At 66.7% G+C, this 19,484-nt stretch carries 22 protein-coding genes; 4 read left to right on the top strand and 18 right to left on the bottom strand.

All coding sequences use genetic code 11. The features are described from left to right. Nucleotides 1–4 precede the first annotated feature (4 nt). The 4 genes from tatB to BM244_RS14550 are packed head-to-tail and all read right to left on the bottom strand — an operon-like array spanning nt 5 to nt 2,179. Entirely contained in the window at nt 5–526 is a 522-nt protein-coding gene (gene tatB, locus BM244_RS14535; RefSeq protein WP_093399645.1) for a Sec-independent protein translocase protein TatB, read from the bottom strand. Between the two features lie 38 nt (nt 527–564). Next, entirely contained in the window at nt 565–810 is a 246-nt protein-coding gene (locus BM244_RS14540; protein WP_056055794.1) for a Sec-independent protein translocase subunit TatA, read from the bottom strand. Between the two features lie 35 nt (nt 811–845). Next, complete coding sequence (gene scpB / locus BM244_RS14545; RefSeq protein WP_093399646.1) at nt 846–1,460, bottom strand: SMC-Scp complex subunit ScpB; 615 nt, start codon at nt 1,458–1,460, stop codon at nt 846–848. Continuing rightward, nucleotides 1,457–2,179, bottom strand: a complete 723-nt coding sequence (locus BM244_RS14550; protein WP_093399647.1) for a segregation and condensation protein A — start codon at nt 2,177–2,179, stop codon at nt 1,457–1,459. The genes scpB and BM244_RS14550 overlap by 4 nt, the downstream gene beginning before the upstream one ends. A gap of 106 nt (nt 2,180–2,285) precedes the next feature. On the opposite strand from BM244_RS14550, the gene BM244_RS14555 reads away from it, so the two are divergent. Next, on the top strand, nt 2,286–2,492 hold the full coding sequence (locus tag BM244_RS14555; protein WP_056055789.1) for a ParD-like family protein: 207 nt from the start codon (nt 2,286–2,288) through the stop codon (nt 2,490–2,492). Nucleotide 2,493: 1 nt separating this feature from the next. Beyond that, nucleotides 2,494–3,267, top strand: coding sequence for a type I methionyl aminopeptidase (gene map, locus BM244_RS14560; protein WP_093399648.1), 774 nt, complete (start codon nt 2,494–2,496; stop codon nt 3,265–3,267). Between the two features lie 178 nt (nt 3,268–3,445). Here the strand turns inward: map and BM244_RS14565 are convergent, their stop codons facing one another. The 3 genes from BM244_RS14565 to BM244_RS14575 form a co-directional block, all read right to left on the bottom strand. Further along, nucleotides 3,446–4,447, bottom strand: a complete 1,002-nt coding sequence (locus BM244_RS14565) for a glycoside hydrolase family 3 N-terminal domain-containing protein (protein WP_093399649.1) — start codon at nt 4,445–4,447, stop codon at nt 3,446–3,448. Nucleotides 4,448–4,485: 38 nt separating this feature from the next. After that, entirely contained in the window at nt 4,486–8,565 is a 4,080-nt protein-coding gene (locus BM244_RS14570) for a translocation/assembly module TamB domain-containing protein (RefSeq protein ID WP_093400033.1), read from the bottom strand. Between the two features lie 62 nt (nt 8,566–8,627). Beyond that, entirely contained in the window at nt 8,628–10,610 is a 1,983-nt protein-coding gene (locus tag BM244_RS14575) for an autotransporter assembly complex protein TamA (RefSeq protein ID WP_093399650.1), read from the bottom strand. 112 nt (nt 10,611–10,722) lie between these two features. Here BM244_RS14575 and BM244_RS23600 point away from each other — a divergent pair, with 112 nt between their 5' ends. Then, on the top strand, nt 10,723–11,031 hold the full coding sequence (locus BM244_RS23600) for a hypothetical protein (protein WP_139226943.1): 309 nt from the start codon (nt 10,723–10,725) through the stop codon (nt 11,029–11,031). A 218-nt stretch (nt 11,032–11,249) separates the two neighbouring features. On the opposite strand, the gene BM244_RS14585 is transcribed toward BM244_RS23600, so the two are convergent. Genes BM244_RS14585 through nadC form a run of 3 tightly spaced genes read right to left on the bottom strand, consistent with a single transcriptional unit; the run spans nt 11,250 to nt 13,364 of the window. Beyond that, nucleotides 11,250–11,963, bottom strand: a complete 714-nt coding sequence (locus BM244_RS14585; RefSeq protein ID WP_093399651.1) for a ribonuclease T2 family protein — start codon at nt 11,961–11,963, stop codon at nt 11,250–11,252. Then, complete coding sequence (locus tag BM244_RS14590) at nt 11,960–12,460, bottom strand: hypothetical protein (RefSeq protein ID WP_093399652.1); 501 nt, start codon at nt 12,458–12,460, stop codon at nt 11,960–11,962. The genes BM244_RS14585 and BM244_RS14590 overlap by 4 nt, the downstream gene beginning before the upstream one ends. A 52-nt stretch (nt 12,461–12,512) precedes the next feature. Next, the gene (gene nadC / locus BM244_RS14595) at nt 12,513–13,364 is read right to left on the bottom strand and encodes a carboxylating nicotinate-nucleotide diphosphorylase (protein ID WP_093399653.1); all 852 of its coding nucleotides are present in this window, start codon (nt 13,362–13,364) and stop codon (nt 12,513–12,515) included. A 165-nt stretch (nt 13,365–13,529) separates the two neighbouring features. On the opposite strand from nadC, the gene BM244_RS23140 reads away from it, so the two are divergent. Further along, nucleotides 13,530–13,679, top strand: coding sequence for a hypothetical protein (locus BM244_RS23140; protein ID WP_175518218.1), 150 nt, complete (start codon nt 13,530–13,532; stop codon nt 13,677–13,679). Between the two features lie 72 nt (nt 13,680–13,751). Here BM244_RS23140 and nadA read toward each other — a convergent pair whose 3' ends face one another. From nadA to leuD, 8 genes are all read right to left on the bottom strand, one after another. Further along, entirely contained in the window at nt 13,752–14,735 is a 984-nt protein-coding gene (gene nadA, locus BM244_RS14600) for a quinolinate synthase NadA (RefSeq protein ID WP_093399654.1), read from the bottom strand. A gap of 27 nt (nt 14,736–14,762) precedes the next feature. Continuing rightward, a complete protein-coding gene (locus tag BM244_RS14605) occupies nt 14,763–15,488 on the bottom strand; it encodes a DUF4230 domain-containing protein (RefSeq protein WP_093399655.1) in 726 nt (241 codons plus the stop codon). Beyond that, a complete protein-coding gene (locus tag BM244_RS14610) occupies nt 15,470–16,327 on the bottom strand; it encodes an MBL fold metallo-hydrolase (RefSeq protein WP_093399656.1) in 858 nt (285 codons plus the stop codon). The genes BM244_RS14605 and BM244_RS14610 overlap by 19 nt, the downstream gene beginning before the upstream one ends. Before the next feature lie 249 nt (nt 16,328–16,576). Then, complete coding sequence (gene grxD, locus BM244_RS14615; protein WP_056057434.1) at nt 16,577–16,900, bottom strand: Grx4 family monothiol glutaredoxin; 324 nt, start codon at nt 16,898–16,900, stop codon at nt 16,577–16,579. Nucleotides 16,901–16,911: 11 nt separating this feature from the next. Beyond that, the gene (locus BM244_RS14620; protein WP_056057430.1) at nt 16,912–17,142 is read right to left on the bottom strand and encodes a BolA/IbaG family iron-sulfur metabolism protein; all 231 of its coding nucleotides are present in this window, start codon (nt 17,140–17,142) and stop codon (nt 16,912–16,914) included. A gap of 1 nt (nt 17,143) precedes the next feature. Continuing rightward, nucleotides 17,144–17,467 (bottom strand): DUF1476 domain-containing protein, encoded by a 324-nt coding sequence (locus BM244_RS14625; RefSeq protein ID WP_093399657.1) that lies wholly within the window; start codon nt 17,465–17,467, stop codon nt 17,144–17,146. 336 nt (nt 17,468–17,803) lie between these two features. Next, complete coding sequence (locus BM244_RS14630; protein ID WP_175518219.1) at nt 17,804–18,802, bottom strand: NADPH:quinone oxidoreductase family protein; 999 nt, start codon at nt 18,800–18,802, stop codon at nt 17,804–17,806. Further along, the gene (leuD, locus tag BM244_RS14635) at nt 18,765–19,394 is read right to left on the bottom strand and encodes a 3-isopropylmalate dehydratase small subunit (RefSeq protein ID WP_093399659.1); all 630 of its coding nucleotides are present in this window, start codon (nt 19,392–19,394) and stop codon (nt 18,765–18,767) included. Before leuD ends, BM244_RS14630 begins: the two co-directional genes overlap by 38 nt. Nucleotides 19,395–19,484: the final 90 nt, after the last annotated feature.

The raw sequence follows: 19,484 nt of genomic DNA on the forward strand, positions 1-19,484 counted from the left end.
TCGCTCACGAGGGCGCCACGTCGGACTTACCGGACTTGTCGTCAGGATGGGGCACCGTCGGAGCCGGCGTATCCAGCGGCCCGTCGAACAGGTCCGGACCGCGATCCGCAATCGGAGCGTGCTCCTGCTCGGACGGTACGGGCGAAGCATGCGCCGGAGCGGCAGCCACGACCGGCTTCTCGACCATCACCGGCTCGTCGGTATGATCGACGGACCGATAATCGCGGCGGTGCTCCTCCGTTTCCGGGGAATGCACGACCTGCGCGGTATCGGCCGACGTCGCGTCCGTATGCGGGTGCTCGCGCATGATGCGCTCGTTTTCCGACGCCCAGCGCTTTTCCATCTCTTCGAGTTCGGCCTCGCGGACCATCGAATCGAAGCCCGAGCGGAACTGCCGCGCGACGCCGCGCGCCTTGCCGACCCAATAGCCGACCACGCGCATCGCCTTGGGCAGATCCTTCGGACCGATCACGACGAGCGCGACGAAGGCCACGAGCAGAAACTCGGAGGGCGCGATATCGAACATTCAGCCGCGCCTATCTAGGGTCTTCAACTCTGCCGGCTTCAGGCAGGACGGTCGTCGCGGACGCGATTGCCATCGCGATCGAACGCGGGATCGGCAGTCTTCTGCGCTTCGATCCGGGCCGATGGCTTGGCCGGCGTCTCGTCGTCGTTCTCGGACATGCCCTTCTTGAAGTTCTTCACGCCCTTGGCGACGTCGCCCATCAGGTTCGAGAATCGGCCACCGCCGAGAAGGAGGATCGCGACGACCGCGAGAACGAGCAAGTGAATCGGGCTAAAACCGCCCATGGCAATTCTCCTGGAAACTGAACCCTATCTAAGCCTCATCCTGCCGCTTTGCCAGCGATCTCACCATCCTCGACGCCGTCGCCCTCACGATCGTCGCCATCTTCGAGGCGATCGAAGGCCAGATCGACCGGATCGAGAAGGCCAGCAGCGCGCAGATCGTCGATTCCGGGCAGGTCGCGGCGGCTCTGGAGGCCGAAATGGACGAGGAAGGCAGGGGTCGTCGCGAACATCAGCGGGCGTCCCGGCACTTCGCGCCGCCCGGCCGGCTTCACCCAGCCCGCTTCCATCAGGACGTCGAGCGTCCCCTTCGAGATCTGCACCCCGCGAATCGCCTCGATTTCCGCGCGGGTCACGGGCTCGTGGTAAGCGATGATCGCCAGCGTCTCGATCCCGGCGCGGCTGAGCTTGCGCGGTTCCTCGCGGTCGCGGCGGAGCATGTGCGCCATGTCCGGTGCGGTCTGGAACTGCCAGCGCTCGCCGCGTCGGACGATGGCGATGCCGCGACCGGCATAGTCGGCCGTTAGCTGATCGAGCGCGGCGCGGACGTCGCCGCTGCCGACATGCGCGCGAATCGCGTCGAGCGTCAGCGGAGTCTCGGCCGCGAACAGCACCGCCTCGACGGCGCGGGTGAAATCGTCGGGCGGGGTCACGCGCGGGCTCTCAGATACAGCGGCGCGAAGGGCGACGCCTGGCGCAGTTCGATCTTCCCCTGCCGCGCGAGTTCGAGTGCCGCGACGAAGCTCGACGCGAGCGCCGATCTCCGCAACCGCTCGCCCGCCTCCGGGAGGAAGCTTTCGATCACGCTCCAGTCGATCCGCTCGCCGACCAGCATCGACACGCGCTCCAGCGCCGTCTCCAGCGTCATCACCTCGCGATCGGCGACGACGTGCATCACCGGCCGCGTCCGCGCGGAAATGCGGCCGTACGCGGCGATCACGTCGAAGATCTCGGCCTGCCATGCGGCCTTGCGCACCGTCCGCAGCCCCTCAGGTGCGCCGCGCAGGAACACGTCGCGCCCGGTCCGGTCCCGCGCCATCAGCCGCGCACCGGCCTCGCGCATCGCACTCAGGCGTTCGAGCCTCAGTTGGAGCCGCAGCGCGAGTTCCTCGGGATCGGGCTCGGCGAGAGGGTCGCGCGGCAGGAGCAATGCCGACTTCAGATAGGCGAGCCATGCCGCCATCACGAGATAGTCCGCGGCGAGTTCGAGCTTCAACGCACGGGCGGAGTCGACGTACGCCAGATACTGCTCGACCAGTGCGAGGATCGAGATCTTGCGCAGATCGACCTTCTGCCCCCGCGCGAGCGAGAGCAGCAGATCGAGCGGCCCCTCCCATCCGTCGAGATCCAGGGTCAGTTGCACGTCGTCCATCGCCGGACGCTACAGCGCGCGCTGCCGGGCATCCACCCTCCACGTTTGACGACGGACCATATGAACCATATACGTTTCATATGACGAAGGTGAATGCGAAGCTTGCATGGGTATCGTGAAGATCGACGACGCGCTGCACGAGGATGCGCGGCGGGCGAGCCAGGTGCTGTGCCGGTCGATCAATGCGCAGGCGGAGTTCTGGATGAAGATCGGCATGCTCGCCGAGGCCAACCCGACGCTGTCGTTCAACGATATCGTCACCGCGCAACTCGCCGCCGCGTCGGTGCGCGTTGCCGACAAAACGGCAGCCTGAGATGGTGAAGACGCCGGCAGAGCTGGCACTGATGCGCGTATCGGGCGCCTTGCTGGCGTCGGTGTTCGAGATGCTTGACGAGCAGGAGCTGGCGGGGCTGTCGACGTTGCAGGTCAACGACATGGTCGATCGCTACATTACCGAAGACCTCGCCGCCCGGCCCGCGAGCAAGGGGCAATATGGCTTCGAATACGTCCTGAACAGCTCGATCAACCACGTCGTCTGCCACGGAGTACCCAACGCTCGCGACGTCATCCGCAACGGCGACATCGTCAATCTGGACATCACGCTGGAAAAGAACGGCTTCATCGCCGATTCGAGCAAGACGTATATGGTAGGCACCGTTCCGCCCGCTGCGAAGCGCCTCGTGCGGGTCGCGCAGGAGGCGGTGTGGCAGGGTATCCGGCAGGTCCGGGCGGGCGCGCATCTCGGCGATATCGGCTTCGCGATCGAGCGCCACGCAAAGAAGCACGGCTATGCGGTGGTACGCGACTATTGCGGGCACGGCATCGGTCGGGAGATGCACGAGGAGCCGCAGGTGCTCAATTTCGGGCGCGCGGGGACCGGCATGACGCTGCGCGAGGGGATGGTGTTCACGATCGAGCCGATGATCAACCAAGGGACGCGCAAGGTGTCGACCGAGGATGACGGGTGGACGGTGGTCACCGACGACGGCAAGCTTTCGGCGCAGTTCGAGCATACGGTGGCAGTGACGCGCGGCGGGGTCGAGGTGCTGACGTTGGGCAGGGATGAGCGGGCTCGGGGGTTGGGGTGACGGGGGAACTCGTGACCGTTCGCATCCCCATTCCGTTCGTGCTGAGTAGCGACTGAGTAGGCTCGCAGAGCCGTACCGAAGGGGCGTATCGAAGCACAGGTTCCCCGCGCCAACCTGTCCTTCGATACGCCGCTTCGACAAGCTCAGCAGCTACTCAGGACGAACGGAAGTTCGGGAGTTAAGCGCTGGCGAGTAGCGCGTCTCGCGTAGCGATCAGTTCCGCGAAGTCACCCTTGGACCCGCCGACCGACGCCATCGCCCGATCGAGCCTCGCGCGCGACGCCTCCGAGATTTCCCCCAGTCGCCCGGCGATCTCGACCATCTCGTCCATCCGCGCCCAGCAATCGAGTACCAGATCACACCCGGCAGCGATCGCGCCCGCCGCCTTGTCGCTGGCGGTGCCGGACAACGCCTTCATGTCGATGTCGTCGGTCATCAGGAGGCCGTCGAAGCCGATCCGTCGACGGATGATCTCGTCGATCACGATCGGCGACAGCGTCGCGGGGCGGTCGGCATCCCAGGCGTCGAAGACGATGTGCGACGTCATGCCCATCGGCGCGTGGTTGAGCGTGCGGAACGGTTCGATGTCGATTTCGAGGTCAGCGTCGGTCGCGGTGACGGTCGGGAGGTGGTGGTGCGTGTCGACCTTGGCGCGGCCGTGGCCGGGCATGTGCTTGACGACACCGACCACGCCGCCTTCCGCCAGCCCTTCCAGCGTTGCGCGGCCGAGGGCTGCGACGCGCATCGGATCGGAGCCGAACGTGCGTGAGGCGACGGCTTCGGTGGTATCGGGCTGCGACACGTCGAGCAGCGGGAGACAGTCGACGGTGATCCCAACCTCGCTGAGCATTACGCCAAGCGCCTGCGCATTCGCTCGTGCCGCCTGGATCGCGGTCATCGGTGCGCGTTCATAGGCTGCATCGAACACCGGGCCAGCGGGGAATGCGAGCCATTCGGGCGACCCCATCCGCGCGACGCGGCCGCCCTCCTGGTCGATCAGGATCGCCAGGTCGTCGCGTCCGGCAAGCGCACGAAGCGAATCCGTCAGCGCCCGGACTTGGGTGCGATCGACGATGTTGCGCTTGAACAGGATGTAGCCGGCGGGTTCGCACTCGGCGAAGAACGCGCATTCGGCAGGGGTGAGGACAGGGCCGGACAGGCCGAAGATGACGGGCTTCATGGGTTCTTCCTAGCGAAACCGGCGTGCGCGATCATCCTTCAATAATCTTTCGAGACACGGACGTTAGCGCTCTGCCGGCCGAGCGTGGAGATGCTCGACAGCAATGACAGCCAGCGCGTGACCTGGAACTCGACCTGCGTGGCGGAATAGCCCTGACCGTCGGTGACGATCTCCGCATACAGGCGCCGCGTGACGTATTTGCCCGCCGCGATCGAGGTGCCCTGTCCGGTCTGCGGATCGGCGGGGAGGATGCGCAGGCGGTCGAGCCCGGCGGCGCGGCGCACCGCGTTGATCGGGTTTAGGCCGCTGCCGCCGCCCTGCAACGCCGCGACTGCCGCTGCGAGTTGCAACGCTTCGGGCGCGGACAGGTTCGTAATCGAGGTGCCGAACAGCAGCCGCGAGAGCAGTTCGTCCTCGGGCAAGGCTGGCGTGCTGGTGAAGCCGATCTCGGGTTTCAGCGCGTAGCCGGTGACGCGGATCGATGCGCTCAGGCCCGTCGAGTCCGCATTCGCCTCGATATCCAAAGCCGGGTTCGCCGGGACTTGCCCGTCGAAGCGGATCACGCCGCGCGCCAACTCGAACTGCCGCCCGGCGAACTCGTAGTCGCCGCGGATCAGCGTCGCGCGGCCGGTGATCGCCGGGTTCTCGGGCTGGCCGGCGATCTGAAGGTTGGCGGACCATTCGCTGGTGAGGCCGAGGCCGCTGACCATCACCTGGTTTGGGGCGCGGGCCTTGATTGCGAGTGTCCAGGGCTTGGTTCGAGCGACGGTCTCCTCGCCGCCGTCGGGCAGGTTGATTTCGCGGATGTTGAGCTGGGGGACGGCACTGGCAGCGGTGGCCTGGCCGAGGCGGTAGCGGCTCTTGTCGAGCACGACATCGCCCGCGATCGTGCCGCCCGAGCCGTTCGACTTGAACGTCAGCGGGCCGGAGACGGTCGCGCCGATGTCGTCGCGGTTGATCATCACCGCCTTGTCGGCCTGCAGCGTGAGGTCGAGTCCGATCCCGGCGGCGGCGGCGAACTCGAACTGGCCACTACCGGTGACGCGCCCGCCCTTGCCCGCGTCCGCGCCGAACCGGTCGATCACGAGCCGCGAGCCGCCGAACCGGCCGGTCGCCTGGACGTTGGTGAGGACGGTGCCGGTGGTGGCGCTCTCGATCCGCGCGCCGTTGGCCTGGACGACGCCGCGCAAGGTCGGGTTGGCGAGCGTGCCGACGACGTCCGCACCGATCGCGACCGGGCCGGACAGGTCGAACAGCTCGACCCCGGTGAGGCGCCAGAGTGTGTCGGCCGGGCCGCTGTAGCGAAGTTGTCCGAACAGGCGTGCGTTGCTGATCCGGGCCGCCAAGTCCCCCTGCCCCAGTGGCGCAAGCTGCGCCTGAGCACGGCCGATCGTCTTGCCGGCGGAAGCAATCACCGCGCGCAGGCCGAGCTTGTCGGGCGACAGCACCGCCGCGACGCCGACGTCGATCGGGCGCGAAGACAGGACGAGGCCGGCGCGACTGAGCCCGCGGATCGTCACGTTCGCCTTGCCGGTCGGGGCTGCACCATTCGCGGTCGCGATAGTGAAGCTGCCCGAGGCGCTGCCGCTGAGACCGAGTCCGGGATAGGCGATGTCGAGGATCGCGAGCGGCATCCGGGTCAAGCTGGCGTCGATCGCGGTGCTGGCGGCGGTGAAGCGGCCGCCGACCTGGGCCTCGCCGCCCGAGAAGCTGAGCTTGGTCAGCGCGAGATGCCAACCGTCGTCTTCTTGGGTCAAAACTGCTGGAGTGAGTAGTTTCAGTGGGCGGCCGTCGAGCGTGCCTTGCGCGGAGATCGCGTAGCTGGCGGCGGTCACCTGCGTGACGCTCTGGATATCGAACGCGCGGCCGCGGGAGCCGGCGATCGACGCCTTGATCGTGCCGACGCCGCCGCGCAGCGATGCGGAGCCGTTGAACCGCGCGAGGCTGAGCGCGCCGCGACGCAAGCCGAGGCCGGTCGCGGTCGCCTCGATCGAGGTGCCGGCCGGGTCGAGCAGCGTGACGAAATCGAGCTTGCCCGAGCGCAACGCAACGGTGTCGAGCGTCGCGGCCCTGGCGGCGAGATGCCCTTCGATGCGCTGGACGGTCCCGACCGGGCGGAACAGGAGTTCGCCCAAGATACCGCCCCCCGCAACCTCCAGCCGCCCGTTAAAGCCGCCATCGACCACCGCGATGTTGCCGCTCGCCCGCGTTCCCGCGACGTTCAGCGCCGCGATCGCGATCGTCGCATCGGCGCCCGGCGGCAACAGGATCGCGCCGTTGGTGGTGAACGGCCCGAGCCGCGATCCGCCCGCCGCGGTGAACGCGAAGCCCTGCGGCGTCGGATCGAGATGCGCGCGGACGTTCGACAGCCCGAGCGTCGCGTTAGGGCTGGCGAAGACGAGGTCGAGCGTCGGCTTCTCGATCTGGCCGTCGAGTTTGAGCGTCACCGGGCCGTAAGTCTGCTGGCGCCCGCCCCCCTCGAAATGGAAAGTCCCGTCGCGCCGACGATAGCCATTGCCGGTCAACCGGATCTGCGGCGCGGTGAGCACGAGGTCGGTGAAGTGCAGCACGCCGTCGGTGGTGCGTTCGAGGTTGGTCGTGATCCGCGGCAACCCGCCCGCGAGGCTGCGGAAGAAAGCGTTGTCGAGCCGCACCATCTGCGCGCTGCCCTGCCCGATCACGCGCGTGCCCTTGCGGTTCGGGCCGGGGACGACGCGCAGCGTGGACTTGACGTCGACGATGCCGAGACCGGGGATCAGATAGCGGCCGAGCCCGCCGTTGATGCCGACCTCGAACTGGCCGTTGCGCAGATCGACCGCGAGATTGATGCTGCCGGTGAGTTTGTCGGAGCGAAGCCTGAGCGCGTCGCCGGTGAGCAGCGTCGGCGTCACGCGGAGCAGGCCGTCGACCGACAGGTTGCGCAGGATCCCGCCCGCGACGGTACCCACGCCGGTGACGCGCGCGGCGGTGAAGCGGATCGGGACGGTGACGGGCGCTGCGGATAACCGGCCCTTGCCAGCGGCGTGCGCATTCTCGAACCCGGTCTGGTCGAATGCGAACCGGCTGGCGTCGAGGCGATAATCGAACGCCGCGGTCGCGAACGGGCCGTCCAGGATCGCGCGCAATTCGACCATGTTGCCGGTCATGTTGTCGAACAACGCCGGCGGCCGCAGCAGTCGTGCCTTGATCCGGACGTCACGATACGCGTTCGCACCGAGATCGACGATCCCGGTCGTGTCGATCGCCAGCGCGGGCGTGCGCAGCGAGAGCTGACCTTCGAGACGGCGGTCGGCGAACCCGGCACTGCCGTTGACGAGGATGCGCGGCGTCGTCAGCCGCTGCAGCCGCCCCTTGAGCAGCGACGACGGCGTAAGCGTGCCGGACAGCGTGTAGCGGCCGGCGACCTGCGCGAGCGCGAGATCGACGACGCGCGTCGTCCCGACCTTGCCGTTCGCGCGGCCGTTCCACTTCGCCCAGCTGCCGTCGCCGGTAACCGCGAGCGCGACCGGGCCCTTCGCCTTCACCATCCGCGCGAGCACGCCGTTCGCGGCGCCGTTCGCGGCGACATCGATGTCGAACCGGTCGCGCGCGGGCTCGGCGTCGATCCGGAGCTTCAGATCGTCGCTGCCGGCAATGCGTGCCTTGAGGTCGACCAGCGCTCGACCCGAGCGAATATCCGCACGCCCTTCGAGCGTGCCGATCCGCTGCGTTCCCAGCACGCGCCTGGCGAGCGTCAGCCGACCGACCGAAAGCTTGCCGATATGGATGTCGAAATCGGGCAGGATCGGGCCGCGCGTCTTCGACGATCGGGTCCGCGGCGTGTGCGTCAGGATCGCGCGATCGACGATCAACCGGCGGATCTCCAGCCGGTTCGAGAACCAGTCGAACGGCGACCAGTCGAGCGTGACGTTGGGCGCCTGGAAGACGAGTCCTTCAAGATCGTACACGCGGAGATCGGTCAGCCGCGTATCACCGTACAGCGAGCCATCGATCCGACCGACCGTGAAGCGCAGGCCGTTGGCCGTCTTGATCGCCGCGATCCGGTCCGCGACGAAACGGTGGCCGATATCGGTGTCGACGATCAGCAACGCCGCGCCGACGATCGCGAGCAGCGCCATGACCGCGCCGACGATCCAGCGCCACCATGCGATACGGCGTTTGGGCAGGACGACGTCCTCGGTCAAAACGCCTGCCCCAGCGAAACGTAGACGGCGATGCGGCTATCGCCCGGCTGCGGGTTGATCGGGGTACCGACGTCGAGGCGGATCGGGCCGAAGTTCGAATAATAGCGCACGCCGATCCCGGTGCCGTATTGCAGCCCGGTGAACTTCGGCAGCGGCGACGTGTAGATATTGCCCGCGTCGAGGAACGGCACGATCCCGAAGCTGCCGAAGACGCGCACGCGGGCCTCGATCGAAAATTCGGTCAGGCTGCGGCCGCCGATCGGGTCGTTGTTGGGATCGCGCGGGCCGATCGCCTGATAGCCGTAGCCACGCACCGAGGCGCCGCCGCCTGCATAGAAGCGGCGTGATGGTGCGACCTGATCGCGCGGGGCGCCGACGATGGTGCCGAGCCGGGTTCGGGCGGCGAGCACCACCCGGTTGCCGAACGGTTGATACACGCTGCCGTCGAACTGGGTGCGGGCATAACCGAACACCGAGCCCTGCAACGAGACTTCGGGGCTGAGCCGGCCGCCGAGGCGGAAGCCCTTGGTCGGGTTGAGCAGATCGTCCGACCCGTCGTAGTTGAGGCTCGTCGGCAGCGCGCCGATGAAGAACGTCCGTCGGCGTGGTGCGCCGGTCGACAGGATCACGTCGCGCTCGTCCGACGCAAGCAGTTCGGCACCGACCGACCACGTCCAGGTTTTCTGGAAGAAGATGTTGGTCTGCCGCTCAAGGCTGCCCGCCAGCGTATAGGTCTTCGCGTCATACGCATCGCGATTGGTATGCGCGGCGGACGCCTGGAGCGTCAGCACCCGGTCGCGCGCCTCGAAATTGTTGCGACGGAAGACGATCGAGCCGAGCTGTTCCTGCGTCCCCAGCACGCCGCGCAGCGTCAGCGCGCCCTCGGGCGGAAACAGGTTGCGGTGCGTCCAGCTCAGTTCCGCGCGCGCGCCTTCGCCCGTACCGTAGCCGAGTTCGCCGGCCACGGTATGCGGCGGCGCGGGATCGAGTTTCACGGCGATGTCGACGGTATCGGGGGTCGCACCCTGCACCGGCTTGAGATCGACCGCGGAGACGAGGCTGGTCTGGATCAGCGCACGGCGGAGATCGTCCAGCTTCGCAGCATCGTAGAGGTCGCCCGGCGAAAATCGCGCAATCTCCGCGACGTGGTCCGCGCCGAACACGCGGTTGCCGGGTCGTGCGACGATCTGCCCGAACTTGCGCGCGCCGCCGGGCTGGACCGACAGGTCGAGCGTCGCGGTACGGGTGGCATGGTCGACGACGATCGCCGGATCGCCGACCTTGGCGAACGGAAAGCCTTCGCGCCCGATCTGCGTCGTCAGCTTGGCTTGCCCGGCGACGATCGCGTCGGAATTGACCGGATCCTCGGGCTTGACGCCGAACGCGGTCGTCAGCCCAGGCGCCTTGTCGCCCGCTGCCGCGATGCCATCGATCGTCACGCCCTTGAACGTGTAGAGCGTGCCGGGAGTCGCGGACAAGACGACCATCGGTTTCGCGCCGGGCTCGACTCGCGTCACCACGTTGGCGTCGTAATAGCCCTCCGCGCGGAGCAGGCTGTTGAGCAGGTCGGCATCCTCGCGGGCGCGACGATCGAGCTGGGCGGCATTGGCGGCCTGGTGATCGTTCGCATCGAGCGTCGACAGCTGGGCAAACCGTTGCCGCAACAACGCATCGTTGATGCCGTCGATACCGTCGATCCGCCAGGCGTAGCGGCTTTCGGCATTCGCATCGACGGCGGCGATGGTCGCGGCCGGGTCCATCGGCGCAGTCGCGAGATCGGGCCACGCCACGCCGATATCCGGCAACGCGGCAAGCGGCGAATTGGGATCTAGCGACATCGGCGTGTCCGTCGACGGCGCGGCGGGAGCCTGTGCAGGCGGGGGCGCGGTTTGCGCGCCTGCGGAGGACACGGTGGCACCCGCGGTCGTCAGAACGAAAAAGGCGGCGGCCGGCCCGGCTCGCCCGACGCGGAACACCATGTCCGGCTCCTAGCCGGGCTTGTCGTTGCGGAACAGTATCTAACGCCGTATTTCCGCCACGTTTCATTGGCGCGCAGGTGGTGGCCGAGCGTCGCGGACTTTCGATGGCGGCATGCCGTATCGCGACGAGGGAGCGATACTGACGCCGCGCTACGCCGAGTTGTCGGCATCGGCCAACGCCGGGCGACTGGCATCCCACGGCAGCGCGTGGCAGGACGGGGCAATGGCCGACCCGACTTCCCGCGACACCCTTCCCCCCCACAAGGACCCGAGCGCTGCGGGCGGGTTTCTCGTCGCGCTCGGCATGCTGGGTGGTGCGGGGCTCGGCTTTGCGATCGGGCAGGCCACGCCGGGGTTTCTGATCGGGACCGGCGTCGGCGTGCTCGCGGCTGTGCTGGTCTGGCTGAAGGACCGGAGGTAGCGGGCCTCCTTTCCCCCCGTTCGTCCCTAGTAGCCGTCAAATAGTCGCGACAGGCGGCGTATCGAGACGGCGTATCGAAGGAAGGGTTGGCGCGCGGAACCCAGGGTTCGATACGCGCCCTCGATCCGCTCCGGACGGACTATCCGGTGGCTGGTCGGCACGACCGGGATGCGGGGTAGCGCTTTTATCGCGCTACGCCCGTACCTGCCCGCTGGCGATTACCGACTGCCGCGCCAGACCTGCAGCGGCGCGCTTGGGTTCAGTCCGCCCTGATGCACCGGGCAACGACGATACCGGAAGCGGCGGTCAAGGCAGATCCAGACCTCGTCGAGCCAGCCCTGCTTGGTTGCGGTGACGCGCATCATGTCCGCCTTCAGGCCCGGGTTCGCACCGGCCATAGCTGCGGCGAACCGACCGGCGGTCAGCGGCGTGCGCGACAATGCGTCCATGTCCGGATAGCGGAGCTTGCCGTACAGCCCGGCCGACTGGTTGAAATACTTGGCAGGACGGTATCCGGGCATGCAGGTGCCATGCTTGGCCCATTCGTGCTGGAGCAATTGCGCGGACGGCGTGGTGCACAGGTGGGCACGGATCACCGGCGGCGGCACGAACTCCGCGTCGTGACAATATTGCGGCCAGTCCTTGCCGACGCCATCGGGCCAGAGCCCGTGCAACGTGAAGCCGAACCGGTTGCCCGCGCCGCACTGGAACGTCGACCCGGTGCGATCGCCATTGTCGCGGCAATATTGCGGCGCCCAAGTGATGGCGAGCGTGTAGCTGCCGATCGGGATATCCCGCTTCGGCTGGCTTTCCGACGGCAGGTCCGGGCGGACCCGCTCGATCGATGCCGGGGTCGAGCATTGATAGGCCTGCGCCTGCACGACGCTTGGCAGGACGATCGCCGCGGTGGCCAGGATCAGTCTGGAGATCATGCGACGTTTCCCTTGTCGGTCTTGGCAGGAGGCGCGGAATCGATAGGAGGCCCGATGTCGCGATCGGCATATGTGTCGAGGTCCGCGTCCTTCGCGAACCAGATTTTGCTACCGGGCTGGAACAAGTGGACGGCCGCCGCGACGTAGAGCGCCGTCGCGATCAACGAAAGGATCGACGTGGTGCCCAGCGTCGCACTGCCGTTGGCGAGCGCTGCCAGAGGCTGGATCGCGGTCAGCGTCGACAAGGCGGCGAGGACGACGACGACCCACTTCGCCACGACGCTCGGCGCGCGCGCGGTGAAGTACCAGAGCAGGACGGTCACCGCGATCCCGATGGCCTGGAACGTCGGCAATATCCAGGTCGCCTTGGCGAGCACCGGATAGGCGGTGACGATCGCCTCGCGCTGCGTCCAGGTCATCGCGGTGACGACCGTATCCAGCACGAACGCGGCCCAATACAGCCGCTCGTAGCGAACGATGGCATCCGGCCTGATCATGATCCTGCTCCCCGACGCGGCCGCCTGAAGACCCGCGCCGGATCTGGCGGGGCTATCCGGCGGTCGTAAAGTCCAGGCCTATATCCGCCGCGGGTGCCGACTGCGTCAAGCGGCCGACCGATACATAGGTGACGCCGGTCTCGGCGATCGCGCGGATCGTGTCGAGGGTGACGCCGCCCGACGCCTCGGTCGGCACGCGCCCGCCGACCAACGTCACCGCGCCGCGCAACGTCGCCGGCGCCATGTTGTCGAGCAGGAGGTGCGTCGCGCCCGCCGCGAGCGCAGGCTCGATCTGGTCGACGCTGTCGACCTCGACGATGATATGCGCGATCCCCGCATCCTTCGCGCGGCGCACCGCCTCCGCGACGCCGCCCGCGACCGCGACGTGATTGTCCTTGATCATCGCCGCATCCCACAGCCCCATCCGGTGATTCTGCGCGCCACCCATCCGGGTCGCGTATTTCTCCAGCACGCGCAGGCCGGGGATGGTTTTGCGCGTGTCGAGCAGGATCGCACCGGTGCCGGCGATCGCGTCGACATAGAGGCGGGTCATCGTCGCGATGCCCGACAAATGCTGGACGGTGTTGAGCGCGCTCCGTTCGGCCGTAAGCATCGCCCGCCCTGCCCCTTCGAGCCGCATCAGGTCGGTGCCGGCCGAAACGCGCTGGCCGTCCTCGACGAGACGCTCGATCCGCACGTCGGGGTCGAGCGCGCGGAAGAACGCCTCGGCGAGATCGAGCCCGGCGACGACGATCGGATCGCGGCTGTCCATCACCCCGGTGAACCGTGCGTCGGCGGGGATCACGGCCGCGGACGTGATGTCGCCGATCGTCCCGAGATCCTCGGCCAGCGTGGCCGCGACGAACGCCTCGAGGTCGAAGGATTCGGGCAATGCTGCGTTCACCTGAAGTCTCCCAGAAATTGCCGTACGGTCATGCGAGCGCCGGTGCCAAAAAACCGCTTGCGGGGACAGCGAATTACGATGCCGCCACGCGATGAAAATATTTCAGATGGGACGGAACCAATCGATCCGGCGCAAGTTGCACGACCGATACCCGAGGAAGTTTGTATGCCTGCCAAGACGATCGCCGATACCGCACGCCTGAGCGCCCTGCTGGACGAGGCCCTGATGCTCGCCGATGCGCTCCAGTTGCCGATCGCCGCGATCCATATCGATCAGGCGCGCGCCCAGCTCGGGATCGACACCGCCGCCGACTGACCGCAGCCGGCTGCGCCGGCGATCGACCAGCCTCACAGGCGAAGGGGCCGGCCATTAGCCAGCCCGGACGCGTCACTTCGGTCCGAGATCGCCTTGGCCGACGGTGTTCGACGCCATTTCCAGCATCCGGTCGAGGCTCTTCTTCGCCTGGATGCGCAATCCCTCCTCGATCTCGATCCGCGGCGACAGATCGCGCAGCGCGACATACAGCTTTTCCAGCGTGTTGAGCGCCATGTACGGGCAGATGTTGCAGTTACAGTTGCCATCCGCCCCCGGCGCCCCGATGAAGCGCTTGTTCGGGAGCGCCTTTTCCATCTGGTGGATGATGTGCGGCTCGGTCGCGACGATCAGCGTGTCGCCGGGCATCGCCAGCGCGTAATCGAGAATGCCGCGCGTCGAGCCGACATAATCCGCGTGATCGAGGATGATCGGCGGGCATTCGGGATGCGCCACGACGGGCGCACCGGGATGCTGTGCCTTCAGCTTCATCAGCTCGGTCTCGCTGAACGCCTCGTGGACGATGCACACGCCCGGCCAGAGCAGCATGTCGCGGCCGGTCTTTCGCGCGAGGTAACCACCGAGATTGCGGTCGGGCCCGAAGATGATCTTCTGCTCGGGCGGGATCTGCGCGAGGATCGCGTCCGCCGACGACGAGGTGACGATGATGTCGGAGAGCGCCTTCACCTCGGTCGAGCAGTTGATGTACGTCAGCGCGATATGATCGGGATGCTTCGCGCGGAAGGCGGCGAACTGCTCGGGCGGGCAGCTGTCTTCCAGGCTGCAGCCGGCATCCATGTCGGGCAGGACGACGATCTTGTCCGGCGACAGGATCTTGGCGGTCTCGGCCATGAAGCGCACGCCGCAGAAGGCGATGACGTCGGCGTCGGTGGCAGCGGCCTTGCGCGAGAGGTCGAGACTGTCGCCGACGAAATCGGCCAGATCCTGAAGCTCGGGCTTCTGGTAGTAATGCGCGAGGATGACGGCGTTCTTCTCCTTGCGGAGGCGCTCTATCTCGGCGCGGATGTCGATGCCGGCGAAGTTCTGGTTCAATTCCATGGTCGTATCCCGAGTGTTGCCCGTTCCCTAGGGGCGGTTCCCTAGCACGTCCTGCAGCGAGCGCGAGGTGTCCCAGCGTTCGGTATTCGCGGTCGGCTCGTCGGCGAAGCGTACCGCGACGGTCGCATCGATCCCGGCAGCGCGCAGCGGCATCGCGAAACTGCGTTCGACCGCACGGCGCGTCGCGTCTCGCGCGAGCTTGATCATCGCGGGTTCGCGCGCCTGGCGGATCAGTTCGATCTGGCCGGCGCGGCGGTTGGCGGCGTCGAGGCGCTTCTCGGCATCGGTGAACGTCGTCAGCACACCGCCCGAACCATATTCGCGGACCGCGTTGAGATCGACCTGCGGGCCATCGGCTTCGACGGCGGGCAAGCGCACGGACAGCGTCTTCGAATTGCCATCCCACGCGACGTCGGACTGGGTAAGCTTGGCCATGTCGACTTCGTACCGGACCATGCCGGGCATGATCAGCGTCTTCTCGGTCGTGAAGCCGAGCTGCGACTGTTTCGAGGTGACGACCGCGACGTAGCGCGCGGCGAACGCCGACAGGCGGTTCTGCTCGCGCAGTCCTTCGAGGCTGGCGCTGGCGATCGTCGTCGGATCGGGCGTTAGGCGGTCGCTGACGTAGCGCTGCACACCCCAGAGCACGAGCAGCCCTGCGAGGACGAGGATCAAGACGACACCGACGGCCTTTGCCAGGAACGGGGCCACGCCGCTCTTGCGGACGGGTTCGGTCACGCTGTCGTTCGCCATGTCTCGCCTTCCTCGATAACCAGTCCGCGGGTTTGCAGGTCGTACAGATGCGCCAGCACCGATCGCTCGGCGGCGGGCACGAGTTGTGGGCCGAGCCCGACATACATGCGCTCGACCATCGCCGGGATCGGCCGCGCGCCCTCGCGGAGCAGGCGAAGGATCTGCCCTTCGCGTTGCTTGCGGTGGCCGAGCATCCCGCGGACGAGCCGCTGCGGCTTGTCGATCGCCTCGCCGTGGCCCGGATAATAGATGCGGTCGTCGCGCCCCATCAGCTTTTCGAGGCTCGCCATGTACGCGGTCATATTGCCATCGGGCGGCGAGACGATCGTCGTCGACCAGCCCATGACATGATCGCCGGAGAACAGCGCCTTCGTCTCGGGGAGTGCGAAGGCGAGGTGGTTCGAGGTGTGGCCGGGCGTGGCGATCGCCTCCAGCGTCCAGCCTGTGCCGGTGACGGTATCGCCCTCCGCAAGAACGCGGTTGGGTGCGTAGGCGGCATCGAATGACGCGTCTGCTCGCGCGCCCGCGTCGGCGAGATCGAACGGTGCAGCGCCGACGATCGGGGCGCCGGTGAGCGACTGGAGCGGACGCGTGGCGGGGCTGTGATCGCGGTGATGATGCGTGACGACGATCGCCTTGACCGGGCGGCCATCGATCGCGCGCCGCAACGCGGCGAGGTGGGCGGGATCGTCGGGACCGGGATCGATAACGGCAAGATCGGTCGTGCCGACAATGTGCGTTTGCGTACCGGTATAGGTGTAGGGAGAGGGGTTGGGCGCGAGCACGCGAACGACAAGCGGCTCGAGCTGGATCGGGATACCGGTCGGATGCTCAGCCATGCATGCGAAATGGCGGCTCGACCCAGCGATGACAAGCCCCCCTTTGGCTACGACGGGCTGTCGGATATTCTTACAAACCGACATTCGGCCAAACATGGGTTAACTATCGAACTTCAACAAAACCGCCAACGCGCGGTTCTGGCACAGGCCGTGCAAATCTTGCACCGTCACCGAACGCGACCGCGTTCATAGGGTGGATCGACCGCTTTCCCTCCGGTCTCGCGACGATCCACCCACCCGGTGCCCGGATCAGTTGGCCTTCTGGGTCTCGAACAACTGCGCCAGCTCGCCGCTCTCGTACATCTCCATCATGATGTCCGAACCGCCGACGAACTCGCCGTCGACATAGAGCTGCGGGATCGTCGGCCAGTCCGAATAGCTCTTGATACCCTGCCGGATACCCTGGTCCTGCAGCACGTCGACGCTCTCGAACTCGACCTCGAGATGGTTGAGGATCGCGATCGCGCGGCTGGAAAAGCCGCACTGCGGGAACAACGGGCTGCCCTTCATGAACAGGACTACAGGGCTGGCTTTCACCAGGGCGTCGATGCGGGCGTTGGAATCGTCGGTCATGTCTTGGGTCCTCAGGAAATTGCGGTCGTAAGCTGAAGTGCGTGCAGGACGCCGCCCATCCGCCCGCCGAGCGCGGCGTAGACGGCCTGGTGCTGCTTCACCCGGCTCATCCCGGCAAAGCTGGCAGCGGTGACCTTGGCCGCATAATGATCGCCGTCGCCTGCGAGATCGGTGATCTCGACCTGGGCATCGGGGATCGCGTCCTTGATCATGGTTGCGATATCGTCGGCAGCCATCGGCATATCAATGCGCCTCCAGCAACTGGCGACGGGCCTCGATCATCTGTTGCGCGAGCGCACGACGGACCGTCGCCTCGTCGTGATCGAGACCGGCGGCAGTCAAGTCACCGACCAGTTTGCGCACCACATCGTCGTCACCGCCGCCTTCCATGTCGGCATGGACGAGAGCGGTCGCATAGGCATCGGTCTCTTCGGGCGTCAGGGCCATCTCGTGTGCAGCCCACCCCCCCAGCAGGCGATTGCGACGCGCCGTTATCCGGAAGGCCATCTCTTCCTCACGCGCGAAATTCGCCTCGCTGGCGCGTTCGCGGTCGTCGAAAGTGGTCATTGCGCGGGTCCCCGTTCAAGCTCGTAATCGTATCGGAGATAGGTCGCGGAGCGGCCTCGCGCAATAATCGACAGAAACGTACAAAAACAGCTGGAACAATGACGCGTTCGTAACGATATATAAGTCGGTCACGTGACACAGTGCATGGACAGGAGAGTGAGAATGACGACGCTATCGGCACCCCCATCCCATATCGCAACCTCTTCACGGTCGACTCCGCGCGTTGTTCACGGCCTGGTGTATGGAATTGGCGCATCGATGGCGATGTGGGGCGCCATCGCAGCGATTGCGTATAAACTGATCTGACGTATGTTGGCGTCGTAGAGGCCAGCTGATCTAGCCGACCTCGACGACAAGCTTTCCGATCGCGCCGCGAGCGGCCATCTTGGCAATCGCCTTGCCGCCGTCTTCGAACGCGAAGACCTCGGTCACACGCGGGGCGATCTTCCCCGCTTCCCAGAGTTCGAACAGCGTTTCGATATGCGCCTGGTTCGCCTTCGGATCACGCGCGGCAAACGCGCCCCAGAACACGCCGCAGACGTCGCAGCTTTTGAGCAGCGTGAGGTTTAGCGGCAGTCTAGGGATACCGGCGGGGAAGCCTACGACGAGATACTTGCCCTCCCATGCGATCGAACGCAGCGCCGGCTCGGCATAATCGCCGCCGACCGGATCGTAGATCACGTGCGCGCCATCGCGACCGACTGCGGCCTTGAACTGCTCGGCGAGCGCCTTCGACTGGCCCTTGTCGAACGGCGCGCGGGCGTAGATCAGCGTTTCGTCGGCGCCGGCGGACTTGGCGGCGGCAGCCTTTTCCTCGGACGATACCGCGGCGACCACCTTCGCGCCGAATGCCTTGCCGAGTTCGATCGCGGCGAGCCCTACCCCGCCGGCGGCCCCGAGCACGAGCAAGGTCTGCCCGGCCTTGATGTGGCCGCGGTCGAGCAGCGCGTGGATCGTCGTGCCGTAGGTGAGGATGAGCGAGGCGCCCTCGGCGAAGCTGCGGCCTTCGGGGAGGCGGTAGAGCTTGGCGGGGTCGGCGATCACCTTCTCGCACAGGCCGCCGTGGCCGAGCATCGCGATGACGCGGTCGCCGACTGCCCAGCCCGTCACGCCTTCACCGATCGAATCGATCGTACCGGCGATTTCGCCGCCCGGTGCGAACGGGCGTTGCGGCTTGAACTGGTATTTGTCCTCGATGATCAGGACGTCGGGAAAGTTGATCGCGCAGGCCTTGACCGCGACGACGACCTGTCCGGGGCCGGCTACCAGATCGGGCAGCTCGACCATTTCCAGAGTTTCAGGTCCGCCGACTGCCTTCGACACCAATGCTCGCATACCCGCTCTCCACCGTCGTCCAGGGGCGATTCGATGCGACCGCCTCCTCGAATTTCGAAATCTGGGTATCCCTTGCCAGCGTCAGGCCGACTTCGTCCAGCCCTTCCATGAGACACTGGCGACGGAATGCGTCGAGTTCGAAGGTGAAGCGATCCTGGAACGGGGTGGTGACGGTCATCGTCTCGAGATCGACGGTGACGATCTGATCCTTGGCGACCTCGAGCAAGCGGTCGATCGCCTCCTGGGGCAGCACGACGGGGACGATGCCGTTCTTGAACGCGTTGCCCGAGAAGATGTCGGAGAAGCTCGGCGCGATCACCGCGGTGATGCCCATGTCGGCGAGCGCCCACGCGGCATGCTCGCGGCTGGAGCCGCAGCCGAAATTATCGCCCGCAATGAGGATCGGCGACCCGGCGTAGCGCGGGTCGTCGAAGATGTTTCCGGGTTGCGCGCGGACCGTCTCGAACGCGCCGCGTCCGAGGCCAGTGCGCGTGATCGTCTTCAGCCAGTGCGCCGGGATGATGACGTCGGTGTCGATGTTCTTCGCGCCCCAGGGATAGGCGCGGCCCGAGACGGTCGTGACGGGAGTCATCGCTGTTCCGTGCGCTCCGGAACCACACGCGCTGATGCGACATAGGCCGCGACGCCGCTGAGCATTGCGCCAGCCGCCAGCAATACGAAA

Origin of the sequence: Sphingomonas sp. OK281 (assembly GCF_900115295.1) — a bacterium.
Classification (GTDB): Bacteria; Pseudomonadota; Alphaproteobacteria; order Sphingomonadales; family Sphingomonadaceae; genus Sphingomonas.